Source organism: Halorussus litoreus (genome assembly GCF_003382685.1).
Lineage (GTDB): Archaea > Halobacteriota > Halobacteria > Halobacteriales > Haladaptataceae > Halorussus > Halorussus litoreus.
On sequence record NZ_KZ859508.1, the window covers coordinates 100,008 to 121,699 of the forward strand.

The window sequence follows — 21,692 nt, forward strand, 5'->3', positions numbered from 1 at the left end:
CACTCCTCCTACAGCGTGAGATTGGTCCCGGTCTCGTCGTCGAAGACGTGGGTCTTCGCCATGTCCACCGCGAGAGTTATCACGTCGCCCTCCCGCGCTTCGGTGTCGGCGTCCACCCGGACGGTGAACTCCCTCTCCTCGGGTGCGTCCGCGTCGGGCGCGAGCGTGAGGTCTTTGTCCGCTCCGATCGGCTCGACCACCGCCACGTAGGCGTCGAACGTCGTTTCGGGCGGGAACGTCTCGTCGGCGACTGTCGTGTCGGTCACGTCCTCGGGCCTGACACCGAAGACGAGGTTGTCGGTACTCCCGTCCCACGAGTCGAGTTTGCGCGCCATCGCCTCGGGAAGCAACAGGTCGAACACGTCCGAGACGATCCGGAGGCCGGCGTCGCTTTGGACGGGTGAAAGCTCGACGTCGAAGAAGTTCATCGGCGGTTCGCCGATAAAGCTGGCGACGAAGAGGTTCGCCGGCCGGTCGTAGACGGTCTGTGGCGGTGCGATCTGCTGGAGTTCGCCGTCGTTCATCACGGCGACGCGGTCGCTCAACGTCATGGCCTCCTCCTGGTCGTGCGTGACGTAGACCGAGGTCTTCCCGACCCTGTCGTGTAGCTTGTTCAACTCTGTCCGCATCTCGATTCGGAGTTTGGCGTCGAGGTTCGACAGCGGTTCGTCGAACAGGAACACCTCCGGGTCCCTGATGATGGCTCGCCCGAGCGCGACTCGCTGTTGCTGGCCGCCCGAGAGGTCGCCCGGGCGCCGGTCCAACAGGTCCGAGATGCCGAGCAACTCGCTGACGCTCTCGACCTGCGACTTCCGCTCGTCGGACGGGTAGTGCCGGATCTGAAGCGGGAATTCGAGATTCTCCGCCACCGTCTTGTGCGGGTAGAGCGCGTAGTTCTGGAACACCATCGCCACGTCGCGCTCTCGGGGTTCGAGTCCCGCGACGTCGCGGCCACCGAGTACGATTCGGCCGTCGGTGGGGTCTTCTAGTCCGGCGATCATCCGGAGCGTCGTCGTCTTTCCGCATCCCGACGGCCCCACCAGCACCACGAACTCGCCGTCGTAGATGTCCATCGACACGTCGTCGACGGCCACCACGTCGCCCTCGTCGTCCTGAAACACCTTGGTCAACCCGTCGAGTTCGAGACTGACCTCGCGCGTCTGGTCTCCTGTGCGCTCGTCGAGTCGTGAATCGTCTCCCTGCACGGAATCACTCATGGTTGTCCCCCTGAACGCCGCGTCTGGTCGTTACCGAACGTCACGTCGGATCCTCCCCCGGAACTCGCGTGGATACTTCTGCCCGCGCACCCAAATGCGTGTCGACTGTTGGCACATCTCATCTTTTCGATCCTGCCTCGAAACTCATCCTTTCAACCCTCCCGTGAGACCGACGACGATGTACCGCTGGAAGAAGAACACGACGAGCGCCGACGGAATCGTCGCGACGACCGCGGCAGCCGCCATCGACGCCCACTGGACCGACGTGTCACCGACGAACAGGAACGTCGAGACCGGAATCGTCATCGAGTTCAGGTCGGTGCTGACCGTGAACGCGAACAGGAACTCCCGCCACGAGTAGAGGAAGGTCAGAATGGTTCCGGCCGCGATTCCCGGCATGACCACCGGCAGAATGACGTGGCGAAACGCCTGAATCTTCGTACAGCCATCGACGAGCGCCGCCTCGTCGAGGTCGTGGGGTATCGTGATGAAGAAGTTCCGCATGATGTAGACGACCAGCGGAAGCCAGAGGTAGACGTTCGCGATTACGATACCGAGTTTCGTGTTCAGGAGGCCGAACTCGGTCATGATGCGGTAGTACGGCACCACGAGTCCGATGGGCGGGAACAGCCGCGTGAACAGGATGAACACGAACACGAGGTTGTCGAAGGGGAATCGGTATCGGCTAAACGCGTACCCCGCGGGCACGCCGAGCAACATCACGACGACCGTCGACGCGGACGAAATTATAATGCTGTTGACGACGGCTCGCCAGTATCCACGCTCGAACAGCGCGATGTAGTAACTTTCGAGCGTCGGATTCCGCGGGAAGTAGTTGAAGTTGTAGACGGCGTCGTTGGTCTTCAGCGAGGTGAGCAGCTCCCAGACCAGCGGGGCGACGATGAACAGCACCGCGAGAAAGAGTACGAGGTGAACGACGTACGGACTTTCGAGCGCGTCCCCGAGGCGCTGTTCGCGTCTGTATCGGTCGAGGCCGGTTCGTCCGCTCATGGCTTGGCAGTTCGTCCGCTCATGGCTGGATACGCTGTTTTCGGTTCACGCTTCTATCTCGCTGAGTTGTTCGAGGATGACGTTCACGTAGATGCCCGCGACGATGAGGGTCACGCCGACGAGGAACATCGACACCGCCGAGGCGAAGCCGTAGTCGAACAGTTCGATGCCGAACCGATGGATGTAGATCGCGAGTACCTCGGTCGCGCCCGCCGGGCCACCGCCGGTCGTCGAAAACGGGATGGCGAACGCGCGGAACGCGAACATCCACGTTATCAGGCCCGCCACGAAAAACGACGGCCTGAGGTACGGTAGCGTGACGTGTCGGAACGTCTGGAACGTGGTCGCGCCGTCTACCTTCGCGGCGTCGTACGTCTCCTGGGGTATCGACTGAAGCCCAGCCAGTATGATGATGGTCGCGAACGGGATGCGCGACCACGCGTCTGCCATGATGACCACCGCCATCGCCGTCTCCGGATTGGCGAGCCACGAGAAGTTCCCCGAGAGCAGACCGAGGTCCCGGAGTAGCTTGTTGACCACGCCCAGCTGACCGTTGAACATCCAGCGCCACGTCACGCCCACGATGGACAGCGGGACCGCCCACGACAGCAGAATAAGGGTCGTGTACGTGTCTCGAAGTCGCTTCCTGACGACGTTGTTGAGCGCGAGCGCGATTATCAACCCCGAAAGCATCGTGACGACGAACGACCCGAAAGAGTAGGTCAGCGTCTTCTCGGCGGCGTTCCAGAACGTCGGGTCGGACAGCATCGCTTCGTAGTTTGCAGTCGGTGCGAACTCCGCCGTCGCCCCAAACGCCAGCGTGCGTTGCATCGAACTCCAGACGAGGAAGGCGACGGGGTAGATGAAGATGACGACGAGGCTCACCAGTGCTGGACCCAGCAGAACGAGGCGGATGTGGTCGTTCGCGAACTCCGAAATCAGTCGCTTGAGTCGTCCGTACCGAGTTTCGGGAACTCTCCGATAGGCTTCTGACATTGTGTGATTACTGGAAACCAGTGTCCTTGCTGGAAGTCGAGCGGTCGAGGGAGTTACTGGCCGAGGACGCTATCGATGAACTGTTGGCCCCGTTGGGTCGCTTCCGCGGGCGAGATGTCGCCCACGATGGCGCTCTGGAACGGGTCGGCCAGTCGCTGGAAGATGGCCTGCTGCTGGGGGAAGAACTCGAGGACGCCCCGGTCGATGGCAGACCCCAACACGTCGCCGAACTGGACGAAATCGGCCGCCTCGGCGTCGTCGTACACTCTGTCCATGAACGACATGTTCCCCTCGAAGGTGAACTCCCACCACTGGCTCGGATAGCTCAGTCGCAGGTCGCCGTAGAGCAGCCCCGCGAGTTTCTGGGCGTCGTCGGCGAACGGGTTGATAGCGGTCGTGTTGGGTGCGACGAGTGCCGCCTGTTGGGGGTTCGGCCCCGTGTTCGCCATCGGTGGCACGACGGCGCGGTACTCGCTGTCGGCCTCGTACTGATTGAGTGCCCGCGGCACGAAGTCGGCGAACGCGTCGACGTACGCCAGTCGCCCGGCCAGGAACAGGTCGACGAGGTCGCCCTCCCCGTAGGAGATGACCTCCTGTGGGACCCAGTTGTTCTCGCGCCACTCGACCATCTTCTGGAGCACGGTCCGGGCCGGTTGGGTGTCTATCTGGACCGTTCCGTCGTCGGCTACGATCTGCCCGCCCTGCTGGTAAAGCAGTTGGCGGAACGAGTAGAACAGGTACACCGGGTTCCCGGCGTAGTAAGCGTAGCCGAACACGTCGGTTCCCTCGAACGCCTCCATCGTCTCTTCGAGCAGGTCCCACGACCACTCGCCGTCGAACCGGCTCGGATCGATGCCCTGCTCTTCGACGAGGTTGGTCCTGAGGTTCCCGACCGTGGCCTCGGCGATGTTCGGGAACCCGTACTGGTGAGTCCCCTCTCGGGTGGAGTCGATGTCCCACTCGACCATGCTCCTGAGTGCCGGAATGTAGGCGTCCCACATCTCGTCGGTGTACAGCGGGTCGACCACTTCGAGGTAGCCCTGTTGGACGAACACCGGCGTCAGTGGACCGTCGACGTTCATCACGTGGGGTTCGCCCTGCCTCGCGCTGAGGAACTGCTGTTCCTGAAGATTGGCCTGGTCCACGCCGATCTCTATCGGTTCGATGGTGATCCCGGTCTTCTCCTCGAACAGTTCGTGCGTGGCGAGGGTCGCCGGGTCGAACTCCATGTTGGCCGCGCCGTGGTTGAGAATCTGAAGCGTGTCAACGTCGCCTGCGGCGGTGTCCTGCCACCCCTCCGGCGGTTCCCACGGTGCGGTTTCGAAGGTCTCGGTCCCCTGGAACGTCTGGTCGTTCTCCCGGTCGGGGACGTCCCGTCGGGCCTCTATCGGCCAGTCGTCGGCCACGTCGAGTCGTCGTGCTCGCCAGTTCTCGGCAAACCCGATCTCCTGTGCTTGCTCTAGGTACGTGCCCCCGTCTTGTCGATTCGCGTACCCACTTAGTCCCGCCAGTCCCGCGACCCCCGTCGCGGCGATGAATTGACGCCGTTTCATGGTCCCCCAACAGATTTATTCGTCATCAATAATTCTTAACGTCTTTGTGCCGATACTGACAGCTCCTCAACTATGGTATTTGGTAACAAAGGTGCAATTAACTGGGACGGCAAACTGCTGCTCGACTCGACCCCGCCGAGGGTTCAGAGGAACCTGCCAACGGCTCAGTCGCTCGTCTGACTGTACTTCTCGACCCACTCCTGAAGCGTGATGCCCATCGCGGACTGGGTGATGGCGTTCGAACTCGCCGAGTTGGCGCTCTTGACCAGTTCGGCTTCGAGCGTGCGCTTGGGCACTTCCCCCAAGAAATGGGGAATCGCGCGCTGGACCGAAAGCGGGCAGCCGACCTCGTGGGCCAGCGCGTAGCCCGACAGCGAGTGGGGAATCTCCTCGGTGGCGTACGTCGGGTCGGGATCGAGCAGTTTCTCGTCGTCGACGTGGTCGACGTACTCGTAGCACTTGCCCACGTCGTGGAGCAGGCAGGCCGCCCGGATCACGTCGAGGTCGGGGTCCGCGCCGTGGAAGTCGCGCTGTTCCTCGGCCGACCGGACCGCGATGCGGGTGACCCCGCGCACGTGCTCGACGTTGGTCTTCTCGTGGATGTTCCACGCGTAGGGCACGTCGAAAACGTCGGCCCAGCCGCCGCGTTCGAGGCCGAGCACCCACGCCTCGGTGACCTGCTCGCGGAGCGTCTCGTCCTCGATGTCGGCGATCTCGGGGAAGGCCTCGCGCACCTGCGCTTCGTAATCGGGTTTCCCATCGGTCTCGGGAGTCTCGTCGGTCATGGTTCGCCAATCCGTCGGCGCGACCGTAATAGTTCGTGTCTCGGGGTGGTGTGTTTGATCTAGTGGAACCGTCTGCGTGCGCTCGGTTCGATTTTCACCGAGCGTGTGCTGTTTACCTTCCACCTCGGCGCGTGCTGGCTTGTTTTTCCTCTGGCGCGCCTACTGATTCTTCCAACCCGGCGCGTGCTGGCGCGAGTTCATCTCGCGCCATCTCGTGCGAGGGACGAGGACCGCAGGTCGGAGCGAAGCGGAGACCGAGGACCGCAGGAGGCTGGGGAGGTCTGAGGCTCGCTGTTGCGGTCGCGGTCACGCCGAGGCGCAAGCAATAGCTAGCTTCTTGCTCTTTTCGTCGACTGTTCTGTGAGAGTCTAAGCTAGCTACTGCCGAGGCATATGAGAGACCGCCCAGCACAGCACCGCGACCGCACCGCAGCCTCGAACCTCCCCAGCCTCCTGCGCTTCTCGGCCACCGTCGGAGCAAGCTCCGACGAGCCCTCGGTCGCTGCGCTCCCGAGGACTACGGCCTGCGATGCTCGTCCCTCGCGCGCGTTGCTCGCGCGCGCCAGGTTCTGAAATTATAATCGTCCAAGCAGGATTATCGCCATTCCACGCAAGGAGCGTTTCGAGAACGTTCGAGCGGTCGACCGTGGCCGACACCTTTTAAATGGTGGCGCGTCCGGCACCGAGCATGGGACGGCTCACGTCGGCGTTGTTCGGTAGCACGCTCAAGATACTCGTCGCGGTCGTCGCGCTGCTGGTCGTCGCGGTCGCGGCCGGATTCGCGCTCGGGGTCCTCGGGACGCCGAGCGTCGCGGGCCTCCAGAACCAGTTCGGCGAGGTCACCGACGAGACGACCGAGATTCGGACCGAACTCGTGGTGAACAATCCCAACCCGTTCGGGGTGAGCCTCGGCGGGGTGTCGGTGAACTACGACGTGTCGATGAACGACGTGGCGATGGCCAACGGCACGAAGGAGGGCGTCTCCATCGGCTCAGGAAACTCCACGCTGGCGTTCACCACCGTGATGCAGAACGACCGCATCCCGGCGTGGTGGGCCAGCCACGTCAGGAACGACGAGCAGACCGCGGTGCAGGTCGACGCCGAGGTCCGGTCGGGGACGCTGGGCCGGAGCTTCGACGCCCCGCCGGTCGAGCGACAGGTGTCGACCGACGTCATCTCGCAGTTCAACTCGACCGAGACGCGGCCGATCAACGCGAGCCAGCCGCTGGTCTCGGACCCCGTGGCGTACGTCAACGAGACGGGCGCGCAGTGGGGCGAGGTCACCCGGGCCGAGACGCCAATCGACCTGCGCATGGTCGTCTACAACGACAAGCCCGTCCCGATGGCCATCACCGAGATCGGGTACGAGATCACGATGAACGACGTGGCGGTCGGCAACGGGTCGAGCGACGACGAGCACGTCATCGAGGGCCACACCGAGGAGACCATTCGGACGACGACCACCATCGACAACGACAAGCTCGACGAGTGGTGGGTCACCCACCTCGAAAACGGACAGGTGACCGAACTCCGCATCGACTTCTACGCCGAGGTCGAGGTCGCCGGCGAGACGTTCCGCGTCCCGCTGGAGGAGATGACCTACACCGAGACCATCGAGACCGACGTCTTCGGCGCGAAGGACGCCTCTGGCGGTGGGGACGACGGAACCGCAGGAGATTCGGAGGCGAACGAGGAAACCACGGCAGGCTCCGGCGACGAAGAGACGACCACCCCGAGCGACGAAGAGACGACCGACTCCGGCAACGAGGAGACGACCACCGCGAGCAACGAAAAGACGACCACCGACGACGGCATTCTCGCGCGCGGCGCAGAAGCAGTTCGGTAGGCGACCGAAACGGCGTGAATCGCGCGACGCGAACCGACGCGGTTCAGAACGCGCTCAAACTCGACTGGAGCTTGCGGTCGCTCTCCTCCTCGCGAACTTCGTAGCCCACGAGGTCGCGCACGTCGACCGCGTAGGTCGTGCCGCCGCGTTCGAGCACCGCGACGCGGCCCTGCACACCGACTATCTCGCCGGTCGCGACGGTCTCGGGCACCGGCGCGGAGTCCAGTTCGAGGCCGTAGTCGAACGCGAACGTCTCCACCGGATCGAACTCCGCGAGCGCGGCCGACCACGCCGCCTCGTCGACCTCGCGGTGGAGCCCCGCGACCTTCTCGGGCACGCGAACCCGGTCGGTGAACTCCTCGGCCAACTGCGATTCGATCTCACGGGCGATCCGGCCGTTCTCGACCGTCCGGAGGTGGGCGGCCCGGTCGGCACCCTGCTCGCGCAGGCGAGTTCGGAGTCGCCATTCCTTGGTCACGCCGACCTTGAACGTCGCGGGTGCGAACGCGGCGAGGTAGACGGCGTGGTTGTCGTAGCAGTCCATCTCGTCCTTGAGACAGGTGCCGGTACACCGGGCGCAGACCCACGTGCTGGTGTGGCTGTCGCAGTACGGCGCGTCGGCGGTCGCACACTCGCGGTGGATCCGCCCGTCGAGCGCGCCCGCGCATCGGCGCTCGCCTAACGCGTACGCGAGACTCCGGCCCGACTCCAGCGGCTCGCGGCGCACCTCGCCCGCCTCCGCCACGAGCAGCGCCGGATCGCGGTGGTCCGACTCGGCGGTGTCGGCTCCGCGGTCGGCACCGCCATCTCGGGCGTCGGCGCGTTCGGTCTCGTACCCGACGACTTGCACGGACGGAGGTACGAGTCACGGTCCTATAGGCGTGCCGTTCGCCAATCGGACCCGGTCCGAAGTCGAGATCGCCGGCCCCGGCACCGACAACTACTCGGCGTGGCCGCCGCGCTGGGAGACGTCTCCAGCGACGACTGACGCAGAGCCCCGACATACGGACTGCTTTTTTGGCGTCGAACTATGCTGTGCCCAACTGCGTGGAGCCCGTCGCGTGGAAAAGTTTTCAACGGCACGGCGGCGAATAGGAAGTATGACGCTCGACAGTTCCGTCACCGCAACGCCGGAGGAGGACCGCGTCGTCTTCGAGTACACCGTCGAGAACGTCGGCGACGCGCCGGCGGAGATCACCTTCCGGAACGGCCTCTCGGCCGACTTCGCGGTACTGGACGACGGCGACGAGATCTGGCGGGCCAGCGACGGCCAGATGTTCACGCAGGCGCTCCGGACTGAGACAGTCGACGCCGGGGACAGCGAGACGTTCACCGAGGCGTGGGACGACCCCGACCCGGGCGACTACACCGTAGTTGCCACGCTGAACGCCGGACCGGACGCGGAGGCCCGGACGGACTTCTCGGTGTAGACCCCCGACTACTCGGCCTTCGGAGAATCGACTCGGCGATGGTCCTTCCGCCCGTAACGTTCCGAAACCCCCTAACCCGCCGACCACCGAGCTACTCCCATGCAAGGCGAACCCGAGGTCGCGGTGCTCCGGCTCGGCCACCGGCCCGGCCGCGACGAACGGATGACCACCCACGTCGGGCTGACCGCGCGGGCGCTGGGGGGCGACCGCGCGGTGCTGGCGGGCGACGCGAGCAAGTCCAAGGGGACCGTCGAAGACATCACCGACCGCTTCGGCGGCCCGTTCGCGGTCGAGTTGACCGACAGCCCGCGGTCGGTCATCCGGGAGTGGGACGGCCGCGTGGTCCACCTCACGATGTACGGCGAGCGAATCCAGGACGTGGAGAGCGAGATCCGGGCTGCCCACCGCGGGACCGAACCGGAGGGGCACAGTGGCAGTGAGGCAACCGACGGCGAGCCGATCCTCGTCGTGGTCGGCTCCCAGAAGGTGTCGTTCGACGTGTACGAGGCCGCCGACTGGAACGTCGGCGTGACCAACCAGCCCCACTCCGAGGTCGCGGGGCTGGCGGTGTTTCTGGACAGGCTGTTCGAGGGCCGGGAACTCGACCGGGAGTGGGCGGACGCCGACCAGACCGTAGTGCCGAAAGCGACCGGGAAGAAAGTCGTCCCCGCGGACGAGGAGTGACGGGGGCTCCGCAAGTGGCCGACGAAGAGCGACGCGGACTTGGGGAGGCGGTGGAATCCTATCGCCTCGGCTTCTCTTACCGCTCTTTCGGCTCTCGTGGGGAGTAACCCTCCGCTTCCATCACCGCAGTCGAACCGGACGCGTGTCGGCGGCCGGGGGTCCGCTCCGATGGATTTAAACGGCTTTGCGCCCCCAGTTGAACACAATGGCTTTTGAGGACCTGCTCGAAGACCCGGTAATCCAGAAATATCTTCACGAGCTGGTCGGTCCGAAAGGGATGCCCGTCGCGGCAGCGCCGCCCGACGGTGAGGTCACCGACGAGGAACTCGCCGAAGAGCTTGATCTGGAGCTCAACGACGTCCGGCGCGCGCTGTTCATCCTCTACGAGAACGACCTCGCGACCTACCGACGGCTCCGCGACGAGGATTCCGGCTGGCTCACGTACCTCTGGACGTTCCAGTACGAGAACATCCCGGACAACCTCGAAGAGGAGATGCACCGACTGCTCGAAGCGCTCGAGAATCGTCAGGAGTACGAGTACCAGCACGAGTTCTACCTCTGTGAGGTCTGCTCCATCCGATTCGAGTTCGGCGAGGCGATGGACTTCGGCTTCGAGTGCCCGGAGTGTGGCTCGCCGCTGGAGTCGATGGAGAACTCCCGGCTCATCGACTCGATGGAGCGGCGCATCGAGACCCTCCGCGAGGAGCTCAACGTCGAGCAACTCGAAGAGGCAGAGACCGAGGCCGAGGCGTAGATGGTCGTACTCGCTACCAAGCTGTACGTCCAGGGCGACGCCCGCGAGCGCTCGCTCGACGCCCTCCGGTCGCTCGTCGACAACGCGGTCGGCGACCTCGACGTGGAGTACACCGTCGGCGTGCGCCACGACGACTTCGCGACGGTCACCCTCGACGGCGACGACGAGGTGGTCGCGCGTAACCTGCTCCGCGAGGAGTACGGCGAGATCACGCCGGACTTCGAGCCGGGCGAGACGTACGTCGGCACCCTCGAAGGCTGGGACGAGGACGGCTTCGTCCTCGACGCCGGCGAGGAGATCCGCGTCCCCGCAAGCGAACTCGGCCTCGGACAGGGGAGTCCGATCCAGATCGTCGAGCGGCTCGGCCTCGTCCAGCACGTCCCGCTCCGGTTCGTCTACGGTGGCGACGGCGACTCCGATGCTGAAGCAGCGGATGGAGTCTCCGAATCCGGACCTCACCGGCTCGCCGACGCGGAGCGCGACCGCCTCTACGACTGGACCCGGGGTTCGGGCCGGGTGAACGTCAACAGCGCCACCCGCGGCGAGGTACGCGCGACGGTCAACCGCGCGGGCCACGCGCAGGACATCGTGACGGTCGAACGCCTCGGCCTGCTGGAGCAGAGCATCGTCTGCAAGGACGAGACCGACCCGCCGGGGCTGCTTTCGGCCATCGGTAACTACCTGCCAGCCGAGATCAGATGCGTCATCCCGTGATTCGACCCGACGACAACTCGATCCAAACGCGCCACACCACGACACGACCATGAACCGGCGACTCCTCCTCGCGTTCGCGGCGGTCGCACTGCTGGCGGTCACGGCAGGCTGTGGCGGCGTGTTCGGCTCCGACCAGATCGGCGAAGAGCAGTTGGCGGGCGAGGAGTCGGCGAGCTACGACTGGAACACCACGGCCGACGTGACGCTGAACGTCACCGACGGGGAGTACCGCGCGACGTACGACTTCTCGAACCGCTCGGAGCTCCGGGTGTACGAGCCCCAGACGCTCGGCGAGGAGGGCCCGGTGCAGGTCGGGACGGTCCGGTTCCGCTACCCCAACGGGACCGTGGTCTCGCTCGGTCAGGAGCGCGTCCGGACGACCGACTCCCGGACCATCTTCGAGCTGCCCGCCGACGAGGGGAAGCTGGCGTACACCGCATCTCACCGCGGCAAGTCGTTCAGCAAGCCAGTCCACGTCGAGGGATCATACGAGGTTATCCTGCCGGTGGGGATGCGGGTCGGCACGCCCATCCTGAGTAAGGTCCGGCCGAACGCCGACGACACCACCATTCGAGACGGCCGGACCCACATCGAGTGGGCCGAGGTGACCGCGAACACGCTCGTCGTCCGGTACTACCTCGCGCGCGACCTCACCATCTTCACCGGCATCATCGCCGCCGGCGTCCTGCTCGCGCTCATCGGGCTGGGCTACTTCCGGCGCCAGATCAAGGAGCTCGAACGTAAACGCGAGGAGATGGGGCTGAACGTCGACACGAGCGACGACGAGTTCGATCAGGGGCCGCCGCCGGGGATGGGCTGACGTGCGAAAGAGCGCGTCCAACTGTTGGTTCGGCTGGTGACCAGCCACCCCCTGGCCGACTGAAGGCCGAAGGCCATCCCCTGGCGGACTAAAAGGCCGTGGGATTTCGAAAATGTTCCGCCAACTTCAGCTGCTCATCCGAGCACAACCCTTCCGTCCCCGAGAAGATTGATAACGCGAAGCGTCCGATTGGAGAGCATGTCACGTCGACCGACCGGTTCGCTCGGCGAGAACTCCTCCCAGCCGACCCGTCTGCTCGCGGCCATCCGGAGCCGAGCCGCCGGCGTCTGCGCCATCCTCGTCGTCCTCGCGGTCGTCGCGCTGCCGCATCCGCTGCCCGACCTCGCGCCGGGACTGTTCGTCCTCGTCGGAATTGCGGAGGGAGTGGGCCTCGCAGTGGCGGCCGAGAACCTCCTCCGGCGGCCCGCGACCGGCTTCGACCTCGGGCGCGCGAGCAAGCGCGTTGCCGGCGTCGCGGGCGCGAGCGCGGCGTTCGTCGTCGCCATGGCCGCGCTCGGCGTCGACCTCGGCCCGCGCGACCGGGCGTTGCTCGCCGGCGTTTGTCTCTCGGGGCCCGCCGCCATCGTCGTCATCGACTACCTCAAGGCGCGGACGCGGGCGGACCTGTGGAGGTGAGTCGAGCGGCCTCCCGACACCGGGAGCAATCGACGGACGGAGTGTGACGCCCCGACTGCGGGTAGCGTGACGCTTTAGTCGGCCCGCCGACTCACCCCGCACATGAGTCAACTGGCGGCGCGCGAACCCGACGTGCGACAGTTCGAGGCCACCGTCGAGTCGGTCGACGGCGACGAGGTCGTGCTCGACGGGACGTACTTCTACGCCGAGAGCGGCGGCCAGCCAGCCGACCGGGGCACGCTAGCAACCGGCGAAGCGAGCGCGCAGGTCGCGGACGTGCAGGAGCGCGACGGAGAGGTCGTTCACGAAGTAGCTGCGGAGGACGGAGCCGCGGCGTTCGAGGTCGGCGAGACGGTGCGGGCCGAGATCGACGACGACTTCCGGACGTACTGCGCGCGAGCCCACACTGCAAGCCACGTCCTCTACGGCGCGGGACGGCGCGTGCTCGACGATCTGGGGTACGGCGGTTTCGACATCGGCGAGCGGAAGGTCCGGGTCGACTTCACCACGACGACCGACATCACCGACGACGTGCTCGCGGAACTGGAGCGGCTGACGAACCGCGCGGTCTGGGAGTCTCGCGAGGTCTCGTGGGACGAGATTCCCGAACGGGAGGCCCGTGAGCGCGAGGAGGTCGCGTTCAACACCAAGACCGAGGAGGGCGTGATGAGCGAGTCAGACACCGTGCGCGTGGTGAGCGTTGCGGACTGGGACTGGGCGGCCTGCGGCGGTACCCACGTCCGAAACACCGCCGAAATCGGCCCCGTGACCCTGCTCGACCGCTCGAACCCCGGCGAGGGGCTGACCCGCGTGGAGTTCGCGGTGGGACCGACCGCGATTCGGCGGCGGGCCGAGGACGTGCGCGCGGCCCGCGAGGCGGCCACGGTCCACGACGTGGGCGTCGGGGACCTCCCGGATGCGGCCCGGCGCGCGAGCGAGGAGATCGAACGCCTCGAAGCCGAACTGAGCGATGCCAAGGAGAGCGTGCTGGACGCCCGACTCGACGACCTCCGCGGGACTCCGACCCAGCGCGACGGCGACGAGTGGCTTGTCGGCACGGTCTCCGGATTCGGACCGAACGAACTCGCCGACCGCGCGCGGGAACTCGTCGGCGGTGCGGACGACGCAGTTCCTTCGGACGATCAGCCCGACGCGGTGGTGCTCGCCGGCGCGGACGGCGGGACGTTCGTGGTCGCCGCGACTGGCGGCGATCCAGATGCCGGCGAAATCGTCGACGAAGTGACCGCGGAGTTCGGCGGTGGCGGCGGCGGCAGCCCCGCGTTCGCGCAGGGCGGCGGGTTGGACGCGAGTCCGGACGACGTGGTCGCGTTCCTGCGGGAGTAGGTGGTGCTGCGGGAGTGAGTGGTCTGCGGACCAACTCGGCGGCCCTACTCGAACACCGGGCTGTCGTCCTCCATCGCTTCGATGTCGGCCGCGATCTCGCGCACCTGCTCGGGGAACAGCGCGACCTGCACCTCGTTGCCGTCGGCGTCCTCGCAGACGATCTTCACGCGCTTGTCGCCGAACTCCCGCGCTTCGGCCGACTCGACGTCGAACAGCTTCGCGCTGGCGGACTTGTTCGACGGGCCGACGTTCTGGATGGCTCCGTCCTTGAGTTCGACCATGAAGTCGTCGAGGATCAGGTTGAGCATGGGACGTGGTTCGACGCGAACGGTCTTATAACCGGGAGAGTTGGTTTGCGAACCGTCTCGATTCGATTGGTTTTCTCGGGGTGCTTCCTCGTGTCTCGTTCTCTATTAATAAACGAATTCCGGCGCGCGCGAGCAACGCGCGCGAGGGACGAGCATCGCAACGAAGTGAGAAGCGCAGGAGGCTGGGGAGGACGAGGGACGGTGCGGTCGCGGTACTGTGCGGTCGCGGTACTGTGCGGTCGCGGTACTGTGCGGTCGCGGTACTGTGCGGTTGCGGTTTCTCATATGCTTCGGCAGTAGCTAGCTTCGCTACTGATCCCTCTACACGAAGTTATTCTGAGCTAGCTACTGCTTGCGCCTCGGCGTGACCGCACCGCACAGCACCGCAACCGCGACGGCACCGCAACGGCGGGCCTCTCAGACCTCCCCAGCCTCGCCGGCCACCTCAACGCTGTTGGACAACCCGCGTCCGACGAGCCTGCGCTTGGTTCCCTCGCACAGACGCGGCCGCCTCCCTCGCGCGCTAGGGCGTGGCGCGCAAGCGCGCCGCGCCCAAACGCGCGCCGGGAGTCAAGACGGGCCAGCGCACGAACGGTGGTGAGAGGAAGCCAGCGCGCCCCAAATCGAGAGATACCCAACTGCAAAACACGACCGAGAATCAGCCCAGCGCGAGGCACAGTTCCGCACCGAGTTCCGGAATCCGAAGACAGACCTCGCCCGCTCGCCAGACGACAATCTCGTCGAGCGCCGCGAAGCCCCGAAACGCGTAGCCGAACACCAGCGCCGCCGGGACCGCACCGGTGACGAGCGCTCGGAGGTAGGACGTGCCGTGGACCGTGTGGAGGCCGACGACGAACAGCCCCGCGCCGTAGAGAGCGCAGACCGCCCGGAGAGTGGGGCTCGGAACTCCCGCGAAGACGCAGGGCGCGGTCGCGTAGGCGAGGGTCTGGACCGTCTCGCTGGTGCCCGCGCGGTCCGGGACCAGTGCCATCAGGAGGAGCGTCTGGAGCGCGGCGGTCAGGTGGAGCACCGCGGGCGCGACGAACAGTACGGCGACCGCGAGCGCGAACGCGGCCGAGAGCGCGGGCCGACCGCCGAACACCGGGGCCGCGCCGGGCACCAGCGCGAAGCGGACCGCCTCCTCGACGAGCACGACGGTCATGGCGAACACCAGCCCCGGGGCCTGATCGCCCGGCGCGACGCCGCTCTCGAAGAACCGCCGGGGCCGGACCAGTACCTCTGCCCACGCGCGGGCCAGCGCTACGGGGCCGCGCTCGCGCCCGCCCGAGGGGTTCTCGACCCACTGGGTCATGGGCGGTTCACCTCTTGGGTCACGGGAGAGTCACGGTCGAACTAGTCGGTCCGGAAGGTATGACAGTTCCGACATCGCGCTTCGTAGGACTCCTCGGCGGCCACCACGATCGTCGGTTCGTCGACGTGGGCTGGCTCGCCGTCGATGAGCCGCTGGGTACGGGTCGCGGGCTCGCCACACGCCGCGCAGATGGCCTGATACTGGTCGACGTACTCTGCGAGCGCGATCAACCGCGGCACGGGCTCGAACGGCTCGCCCCGGAACGTCTGGTCGAGCCCCGACACGACGACCCGCCGGTCGCGGTCCGCGAGGTGCTCGCAGACCTCGACGAGTTCCGCCGAGAAGAAGTTCGCCTCGTCGACGGCGACCACGTCCTCGCCGTTGAGTTCCTCGGGGATGTCCCACACGCCCTCGTCGGGGTCGACCACGGTGGCCTCCCACTGGCGGCCGTTGTGCGAGCCGACGGTCTCCTCCCCGTACCGGTCGTCGATGGAGGGCTTGAACGCGGCCACGTCTTGGCCCGCGATCTCGGCTCGGCGGAGCCGCCGGAGGAGCTCCTCGGTCTTCCCGGAGAACATACAGCCGGTGATGACCTCGACCCACCCGCTGTTGGTTATCTTGTGCACGTCCGATGTGCGCTCAAGCGAGGGAGAAAAGGGTTGCCGATTCGAGGGCGACTACTCGAACGAAGAGATCGCGTCAGCACTCGTCACACCGTTCTCGGCGTCGGCGACGCGTCCTCGCAGTCCAGAATTCGGTCGACGATCTCGTCGAAGTCGGGACTATCTTTTCGGTCGGTTCGTCCGAGGGGTAGTGGGGACTGCCGGCACGGGTGATCACCTTGGTAACTGGGAGTAGTTACTCGTACCCCAAATCGTCCCCTGTCCCTTCCGCGTGCGGTCACAGCCACACAAAGTCAGTCCATCGCGCCCACGTTCTCCTCGCTCTCCATCGACGGCGGACTGGGCTCGATTGTCGCGTAGTGGACCACCTCCACGCCGAGTTCGACGACCCGCTCCTCGATGTCCTCGTCGGTGAACGCGCCGTCCCGGACCGCGCCGTGAGACCTTGGCACCGCGGCCTGATACGGGAGTACCCACGCGTCGAGCGCCCGGCAGACCGACCGGAGGTGTTCGAGCGCCGTGATGGGGAAGCTCCCGCCCGACACCGCGAGCAGGCCGACCGTCTTGTGCTCGAACTCGTCGAACCCGCAGTAGTCGATGGCCGTCTTCAGCGTCGAGGAGTACGACCCGTGGTACATCGGCGTGCCGAGGATGACGGCGTCGGCGTCCCGCACCTCGCTGGTGAACTCGGCGGCGTCGCCCGCGTCCTCGGCGTCCACGTCCGGGTCGAACGCCGGCAGGTCGTACTCCCGGAGGTCGAGCAGTCGGCCGTCGCCGCCCTCGCGCTCGACGCCGTCGAGGGCGCGCTCCAGTGCAACTCTCGTGACGCTGTCGTCGCGCAGGCTGCCGGCAACGGCCGCGATTCGTGGCGCGTCGCTCATACGTGGTCGGTCGAACCTCAACTGGAAATAGCTGGCGCACCGGTCAGCAATCCGTCCGGCCAAACAGCGCTCCGAAGGGAGAAGAGCGACCCGACTTCGCCGCCGACGACGACACGCTTATCGGTCGCGGCCCGAACGTTTCGGTGATGGAAAACACGCGGTCGTCCGACCCGCGCGAGGACGAGGTTCGCGTCCTCCTCGCGGGGCCGGACTCGTGGCTCGCGGCCGTCGAACCGGCGTTCGCAGCGGCGGAGGCGTTCTCGACGCGGACCGTCGAGTCGGCCGAGCGAGCGACGGCGGTGGCGACCGAGGGCAGCCTCGACAGGATCGACTGCGTCGTCGCCGCGGCCAGTTTCGACAGCGGGACCGACCACGACGCGACCGGTCTCGAACTGCTGGCGGACCTGCGCTCGCGGGACGTCGGCACGCCGTTCGTCCTCGCGCCGTCGTCCGGCGACGAGTCGCTGGCCAGTCGGGCCATCGAGGCGGGGGTCGACGACTACGTTCTAGCGGACGCCGACCCCTCCGACCTCCGGCGGCGCTGCCGAGAGGTCGTCGAGCGGGACCGCGATCACCGCCACAAAGACGAAGCAGTCGCAGGGTTCGAGTCGTTGTTCTCGACGCCGTACCAGTTCGTCGCGGTCCTCGACCCCGACGGAACCGTCGTGCGAGCCAACCGGGCGGCGGTTCGAGCGCTCGGCGTCGAGGAGCGCGCGGTCCTCGGCAAGCGGTTCTGGGGGCTCTCGTGGTCAGACGCCGCCGACCGCCGGGAACTCCAGGGAGTGGTTCAGCGCGCGCTTCGCGGCGAGTACGTCGACTTCGAGGCTCGACTTCCGGGCGGGATCGGGGACGAAAACATCGCGGAGGAGGGTGACGTTCTGTTCGAGTTCACCGTCCGTCCAGTCAGCCTCGGCGACAGTGAAGGCGAGGGAAGTAGCGCCGACGCCGACGTGGACCGGCTCCTCGTCGACGGCCGGGAGGTTGCCGAGCGCGCGCGGTTGGAGGCCGAACTCCGCGAGTCGGAGGAGCTCCACCGGGTCACGCTCAACAACATGACCGACACCGTGCTCGTCACCGACGACGACGGCGAGTTCACGTACGTCTGCCCGAACGTCCACTTCATTTTCGGCTACAGCGCCGAGGAGATCCACGAGTTGGGCAGTATCGACGCGCTCCTCGGCGAGGAACTGTTCGACCGCGGGCGACTCGACACCGAGGGGGTTCTCACCAACGTCGAGTGTACCGCGACCGACAAGGACGGCCGCGAGCACGCCCTGCTCGTCAACGTCCGGCAGGTGTCGATCCAGGACGGGACGGTACTGTACAGCTGTCGGGACATCACCAAGCGCAAGCAGCGCGAGCGAGCGCTCACCCAGCTCCACCGGACGAGCCGAGGGCTGCTCTACGCCGAGACCGGCCCGGAGATCGCCGACCGCGTCGTGACGGACGCGGCGTCGATCCTCCCCCCGGCCGCCGCGGCGGTGTACCAGTTCGACAGCGAGGAGAACGCGCTGTACCCCACCGCGGCGTCCGACGAGTTGATCGAGACGCTCGGGACGCTCCCCGAGTTGCGTCCGGACCGCGGGACGGTCGTGAGTCGAGCTTTCGTCGAGGGCGAGACGCGGACGGCCGACGCCGATACTGAAGCGAACGGTGGAACACCGCCGGGACGCGAGCAGTCGATGTTCGCGCCGCTGGGCGACTACGTCGCGGTCCCGCTGGGCGACCACGGGGTGTTCCTCGCGGCCACGACGAACGGCGACTCGTTCGACGAGATCGGCGAGGACGTCGTGGAACTCGTGGCCGCGACGACCGAGGCGGCGTTCGACCGGGTCGAGCGCGAGCGCGAACTCCGGGACCGCGACCAGCGGCTCCAGCAGCAGAACGAACAGCTCTCGCAGCTCAACCGGGTGAACGAGTTCATCCGCGAGATCGATCAGGCGCTCGTCGGAGCACAGTCCCGCGAGAACATCGAGGCGGCCGTCTGCGACCGGCTGACCGCCGACGACCGGTTCGCGTTCGCGTGGATCGGCGAGACGACGTCGCTGAACCGGACGCTCCGACCGCGGGCGTGGGCCGGCGACGAGCGGGGCTACCTCGACAGCGTACCGCTGGAGTCAGACGCGGAGGCCGCGACGGGTGACGCCAGCCCTGTGACAGGCGACGCCCGCCTCGCGACGAGTGGCGCCAGCCCCACGTCGGGTGACGCCGGCCTTGCGTCGTCGATCGAACCAAGCCTCCGGGCCGCAGACGAGCGCGAGACCGTCCTCGTGCCGAACGTCGCCGACCAGCTCCGGACCGGCCAGTGGTGCAAGGAGGCGGTGTCCCGGGACTTCCAGTCGGTGCTGTCGATCCCGCTGGCGTACGACGACGTGCTGTTCGGCACGCTGAGCATCTACGCGGAGACCCCCGACGCCTTCGACGAGATGGCCCAGTCGGTGCTGCGCGAACTCGGGGACACCGTCGCCTCGGCCATCAACGCGGTCCAGCGCAAGGAGGCGCTCCGGAGCGACACGGTGGTCGAACTGGAGTACGACGTTCCCGACCCGAACGCGACCCTCTCCCGACTCGCGAGCGAGGCCGACGCGTCGCTGTCGGTGGAGGGGACGGTGAGTCGCGACGACGGCACGACGCTCGTCTTCGTCGCGACCGAGGAGGCCGACCCCGAGCGCGTGCTCGACGCGGCCGAGGAGTTCGTCGGCGTCACCGACGCGAAGATCGTCCGGGAGACCGACGACGGCGGACTGGTCGGGCTGGGCGTCGGGGGCGACTTCGTCACGACGGTGCTCGCCGACCACGGAGCAGTCCTCCGGAATCTGCGCGCGACGCCCGGAGGCCTCTCGCTCTCGGTCGACGTGCCCGACTCGGTCACGACCCGGTCGATAGACGAGGTGATCTCGAACACCTACGACGCGGCCGAGGCCGTGGCCCAGCGCGAACGGACGCGAGCGCTCGACACGACCGGGTCGCCCGGTCGCTTGTTCGACGACCTCACCGAGCGCCAGCTCGAAGTGGCCCAGACGGCGTACCACGCCGGATTCTTCGACGCCGAGCGCGACGTGACCGGTCGGGACGTGGCATCGATGCTCGACATCTCTCACACCGCGTTCTACGACCATGTTCGGCGCATCCAGCGGAAACTGTACGCCTCACTGTTCGAGAGCGCCCCGCGACCGAGTGAGGTTGAATAGTAAACAGCGGAACGGGCGGGTACGGTGGACTATTCAACAGCTTAATCCATGAGTCCGGGGCTCCCTAGCAATTCTTACCGGATGAGACAAAGCGATCCCGACTACGACGCCGAGGCGGAGTACGAGTACGAGTGTACGGACTGCGCCACGATAGTGAGCGCTGACTCCCATCCCGGTGACTGTTCGGACTGCGGTGCCGCGATGCGCAACCGACGGATGCCCTTCGAGTAATTTCCTATCGCAGAATTCCATACAATGGCTACGAATACGCTCGACGACTCTGACGGCGACGACTACGAAGAAACCGAATCGGCACTCGAAACAGCGCTCCGACAGCTCTCGGAGGCGGCGGCCCAGATCGACGTCGACGACGGCGTCATCGAACGGCTCAAGCACCCGACGCGGGTGGTCGAGGTCGGCGTGCCGCTCAAGCGCGACGACGGCAGCGTCGAGGTGTTCACGGGCTATCGCGCCCAGCACGACGACGTGCGCGGCCCCTACAAGGGCGGACTGCGATACCACCCCGAGGTCACCGCCGAGGAGTGTACGGGCCTCTCGATGTGGATGACGTGGAAGTGCGCGGTGATGGACCTCCCGTTCGGCGGCGCGAAGGGCGGGATCGTCGTGAATCCGAAGGAGCTGAGCACCGGCGAGAAGGAGCGACTGACTCGCCGGTTCGCCGAGGAGATCCGCGAGACCATCGGGCCGAAGAAGGACATCCCGGCCCCGGACATGGGCACCGACGCCCAGACGATGGCGTGGTTCATGGACGCCTACTCGATGCAGGAGGGCGAGACGACCCCCGGCGTGGTCACGGGCAAGCCGCCGGTCATCGGCGGAAGCGAGGGCCGCGAGGAGGCACCCGGTCGGAGCGTCGCCATCATCGCTCGGGAGGCGCTCCGGTACTACGACAAGACCGTCGACGAGTCGACGGTGGCGGTCCAGGGGTTCGGCAGCGTCGGGGCGAACGCGGCCCGCCTGCTCGACGACTGGGGCGCGAACGTGGTCGCGGTCAGCGACGTGAACGGCGCGGCCTACGACACCAACGGGCTCGACACTCACGCGATCCCCTCCCACGAGGAACAGCCCGAGGCCGTGATGCAGTACGACGCGCCGAACACGCTCACGAACGAGGAACTGCTCGAACTCGACGTGGACGTGCTCGTCCCGGCCGCGCTCGGGAACGTCCTCACGGCCGACAACGCCGACGACGTGCAGGCCGACATCGTGGTCGAGGGCGCGAACGGCCCGACCACCTCCGCGGCCGACGCCATCCTCGACGAGCGGGACGTGCCCGTCATCCCGGACATCCTCGCGAACGCGGGCGGGGTCACCGTCTCGTACTTCGAGTGGCTCCAGGACATCAACCGCCGGCAGTGGTCGCTCGAGCGCGTCAACGACGAACTCGAGTCGATGATGCTGTCGGCGTGGGGCGACGTACGCGCGGAGGTCGAGGCCGGCGACATGAGCTGGCGCGACGCCGCCTACGCCGTGGCGCTGGGCCGCGTCGGCGATGCGAAGACGAGCCGGGGCCTCTGGCCCTAGATCGGTCGGCGGTCGTGCGACGCGGCCGAAGCCGCGTCGCACG

The 21,692-nt window shown here is 66.7% G+C and carries 21 protein-coding genes; 11 read left to right on the forward strand and 10 right to left on the reverse strand.

Translation table 11 applies throughout. From position 1 onward, the window contains the following. Positions 1–8: 8 nt before the first annotated feature. The 5 genes from DPQ64_RS03990 to DPQ64_RS04010 form a co-directional block, all read right to left on the reverse strand. Positions 9–1,217 (reverse strand): ABC transporter ATP-binding protein, encoded by a 1,209-nt coding sequence (locus DPQ64_RS03990; RefSeq protein WP_115863063.1) that lies wholly within the window; start codon positions 1,215–1,217, stop codon positions 9–11. Between the two features lie 144 nt (positions 1,218–1,361). Beyond that, the gene (locus tag DPQ64_RS03995; protein ID WP_115863064.1) at positions 1,362–2,228 is read right to left on the reverse strand and encodes a carbohydrate ABC transporter permease; all 867 of its coding nucleotides are present in this window, start codon (positions 2,226–2,228) and stop codon (positions 1,362–1,364) included. 45 nt (positions 2,229–2,273) lie between these two features. Further along, entirely contained in the window at positions 2,274–3,113 is an 840-nt protein-coding gene (locus tag DPQ64_RS04000) for a carbohydrate ABC transporter permease (protein WP_232820478.1), read from the reverse strand. Between the two features lie 164 nt (positions 3,114–3,277). After that, a complete protein-coding gene (locus DPQ64_RS04005) occupies positions 3,278–4,777 on the reverse strand; it encodes an ABC transporter substrate-binding protein (protein WP_115863066.1) in 1,500 nt (499 codons plus the stop codon). 164 nt (positions 4,778–4,941) lie between these two features. Then, positions 4,942–5,562 (reverse strand): HD domain-containing protein, encoded by a 621-nt coding sequence (locus DPQ64_RS04010; RefSeq protein ID WP_115863067.1) that lies wholly within the window; start codon positions 5,560–5,562, stop codon positions 4,942–4,944. Positions 5,563–6,249: 687 nt separating this feature from the next. Here DPQ64_RS04010 and DPQ64_RS04015 point away from each other — a divergent pair. Further along, positions 6,250–7,407: an LEA type 2 family protein gene (locus DPQ64_RS04015; protein WP_115863068.1), complete on the forward strand. Its 1,158-nt coding sequence runs from the start codon at positions 6,250–6,252 to the stop codon at positions 7,405–7,407. 43 nt (positions 7,408–7,450) lie between these two features. Here the strand turns inward: DPQ64_RS04015 and DPQ64_RS04020 are convergent, their stop codons facing one another. After that, positions 7,451–8,257: a DUF2797 domain-containing protein gene (locus tag DPQ64_RS04020; RefSeq protein ID WP_115863069.1), complete on the reverse strand. Its 807-nt coding sequence runs from the start codon at positions 8,255–8,257 to the stop codon at positions 7,451–7,453. 250 nt (positions 8,258–8,507) lie between these two features. Between DPQ64_RS04020 and DPQ64_RS04025 the strand changes: the two genes are divergently transcribed. The 7 genes from DPQ64_RS04025 (at position 8,508) to DPQ64_RS04055 (ending at position 13,789) form a co-directional block, all read left to right on the forward strand. Then, positions 8,508–8,837 carry a BsuPI-related putative proteinase inhibitor gene (locus tag DPQ64_RS04025; protein WP_115863070.1) on the forward strand — a complete coding sequence of 110 codons (330 nt, stop codon included), beginning with the start codon at positions 8,508–8,510 and terminating at the stop codon, positions 8,835–8,837. A 99-nt stretch (positions 8,838–8,936) separates the two neighbouring features. Then, entirely contained in the window at positions 8,937–9,521 is a 585-nt protein-coding gene (locus DPQ64_RS04030; RefSeq protein ID WP_115863071.1) for a tRNA (cytidine(56)-2'-O)-methyltransferase, read from the forward strand. 205 nt (positions 9,522–9,726) lie between these two features. Beyond that, complete coding sequence (tfe, locus tag DPQ64_RS04035; RefSeq protein WP_115863072.1) at positions 9,727–10,275, forward strand: transcription factor E; 549 nt, start codon at positions 9,727–9,729, stop codon at positions 10,273–10,275. Then, a complete protein-coding gene (locus DPQ64_RS04040) occupies positions 10,276–10,989 on the forward strand; it encodes a DUF2110 family protein (protein WP_115863073.1) in 714 nt (237 codons plus the stop codon). A 49-nt stretch (positions 10,990–11,038) separates the two neighbouring features. Continuing rightward, positions 11,039–11,809 (forward strand): DUF5803 family protein, encoded by a 771-nt coding sequence (locus DPQ64_RS04045; protein WP_115863074.1) that lies wholly within the window; start codon positions 11,039–11,041, stop codon positions 11,807–11,809. A gap of 198 nt (positions 11,810–12,007) precedes the next feature. After that, positions 12,008–12,445 carry a hypothetical protein gene (locus tag DPQ64_RS04050; RefSeq protein ID WP_115863075.1) on the forward strand — a complete coding sequence of 146 codons (438 nt, stop codon included), beginning with the start codon at positions 12,008–12,010 and terminating at the stop codon, positions 12,443–12,445. Between the two features lie 102 nt (positions 12,446–12,547). Continuing rightward, complete coding sequence (locus DPQ64_RS04055; protein WP_115863076.1) at positions 12,548–13,789, forward strand: alanyl-tRNA editing protein; 1,242 nt, start codon at positions 12,548–12,550, stop codon at positions 13,787–13,789. A 44-nt stretch (positions 13,790–13,833) separates the two neighbouring features. Here DPQ64_RS04055 and DPQ64_RS04060 read toward each other — a convergent pair whose 3' ends face one another. The 4 genes from DPQ64_RS04060 to DPQ64_RS04075 all read right to left on the reverse strand — a co-directional run bounded on the left by DPQ64_RS04060 (position 13,834) and on the right by DPQ64_RS04075 (position 16,913). Further along, entirely contained in the window at positions 13,834–14,097 is a 264-nt protein-coding gene (locus DPQ64_RS04060) for a hypothetical protein (RefSeq protein ID WP_115863077.1), read from the reverse strand. Between the two features lie 658 nt (positions 14,098–14,755). Next, positions 14,756–15,409, reverse strand: a complete 654-nt coding sequence (locus DPQ64_RS04065; RefSeq protein WP_115863078.1) for a YIP1 family protein — start codon at positions 15,407–15,409, stop codon at positions 14,756–14,758. Between the two features lie 41 nt (positions 15,410–15,450). After that, a complete protein-coding gene (locus DPQ64_RS04070) occupies positions 15,451–16,035 on the reverse strand; it encodes a thymidine kinase (protein ID WP_115863079.1) in 585 nt (194 codons plus the stop codon). Positions 16,036–16,325: 290 nt separating this feature from the next. Next, a complete protein-coding gene (locus tag DPQ64_RS04075) occupies positions 16,326–16,913 on the reverse strand; it encodes an NADPH-dependent FMN reductase (RefSeq protein ID WP_115863080.1) in 588 nt (195 codons plus the stop codon). Positions 16,914–17,059: 146 nt separating this feature from the next. Between DPQ64_RS04075 and DPQ64_RS04080 the strand changes: the two genes are divergently transcribed. The 3 genes from DPQ64_RS04080 (at position 17,060) to gdhB (ending at position 21,649) form a co-directional block, all read left to right on the forward strand. Beyond that, complete coding sequence (locus tag DPQ64_RS04080) at positions 17,060–20,104, forward strand: bacterio-opsin activator domain-containing protein (protein WP_115863081.1); 3,045 nt, start codon at positions 17,060–17,062, stop codon at positions 20,102–20,104. Between the two features lie 81 nt (positions 20,105–20,185). Then, positions 20,186–20,335: a rubrerythrin-like domain-containing protein gene (locus DPQ64_RS04085; protein ID WP_115863082.1), complete on the forward strand. Its 150-nt coding sequence runs from the start codon at positions 20,186–20,188 to the stop codon at positions 20,333–20,335. A 24-nt stretch (positions 20,336–20,359) separates the two neighbouring features. After that, positions 20,360–21,649 (forward strand): glutamate dehydrogenase GdhB, encoded by a 1,290-nt coding sequence (gdhB, locus tag DPQ64_RS04090; RefSeq protein WP_115863083.1) that lies wholly within the window; start codon positions 20,360–20,362, stop codon positions 21,647–21,649. Positions 21,650–21,692: the final 43 nt, after the last annotated feature.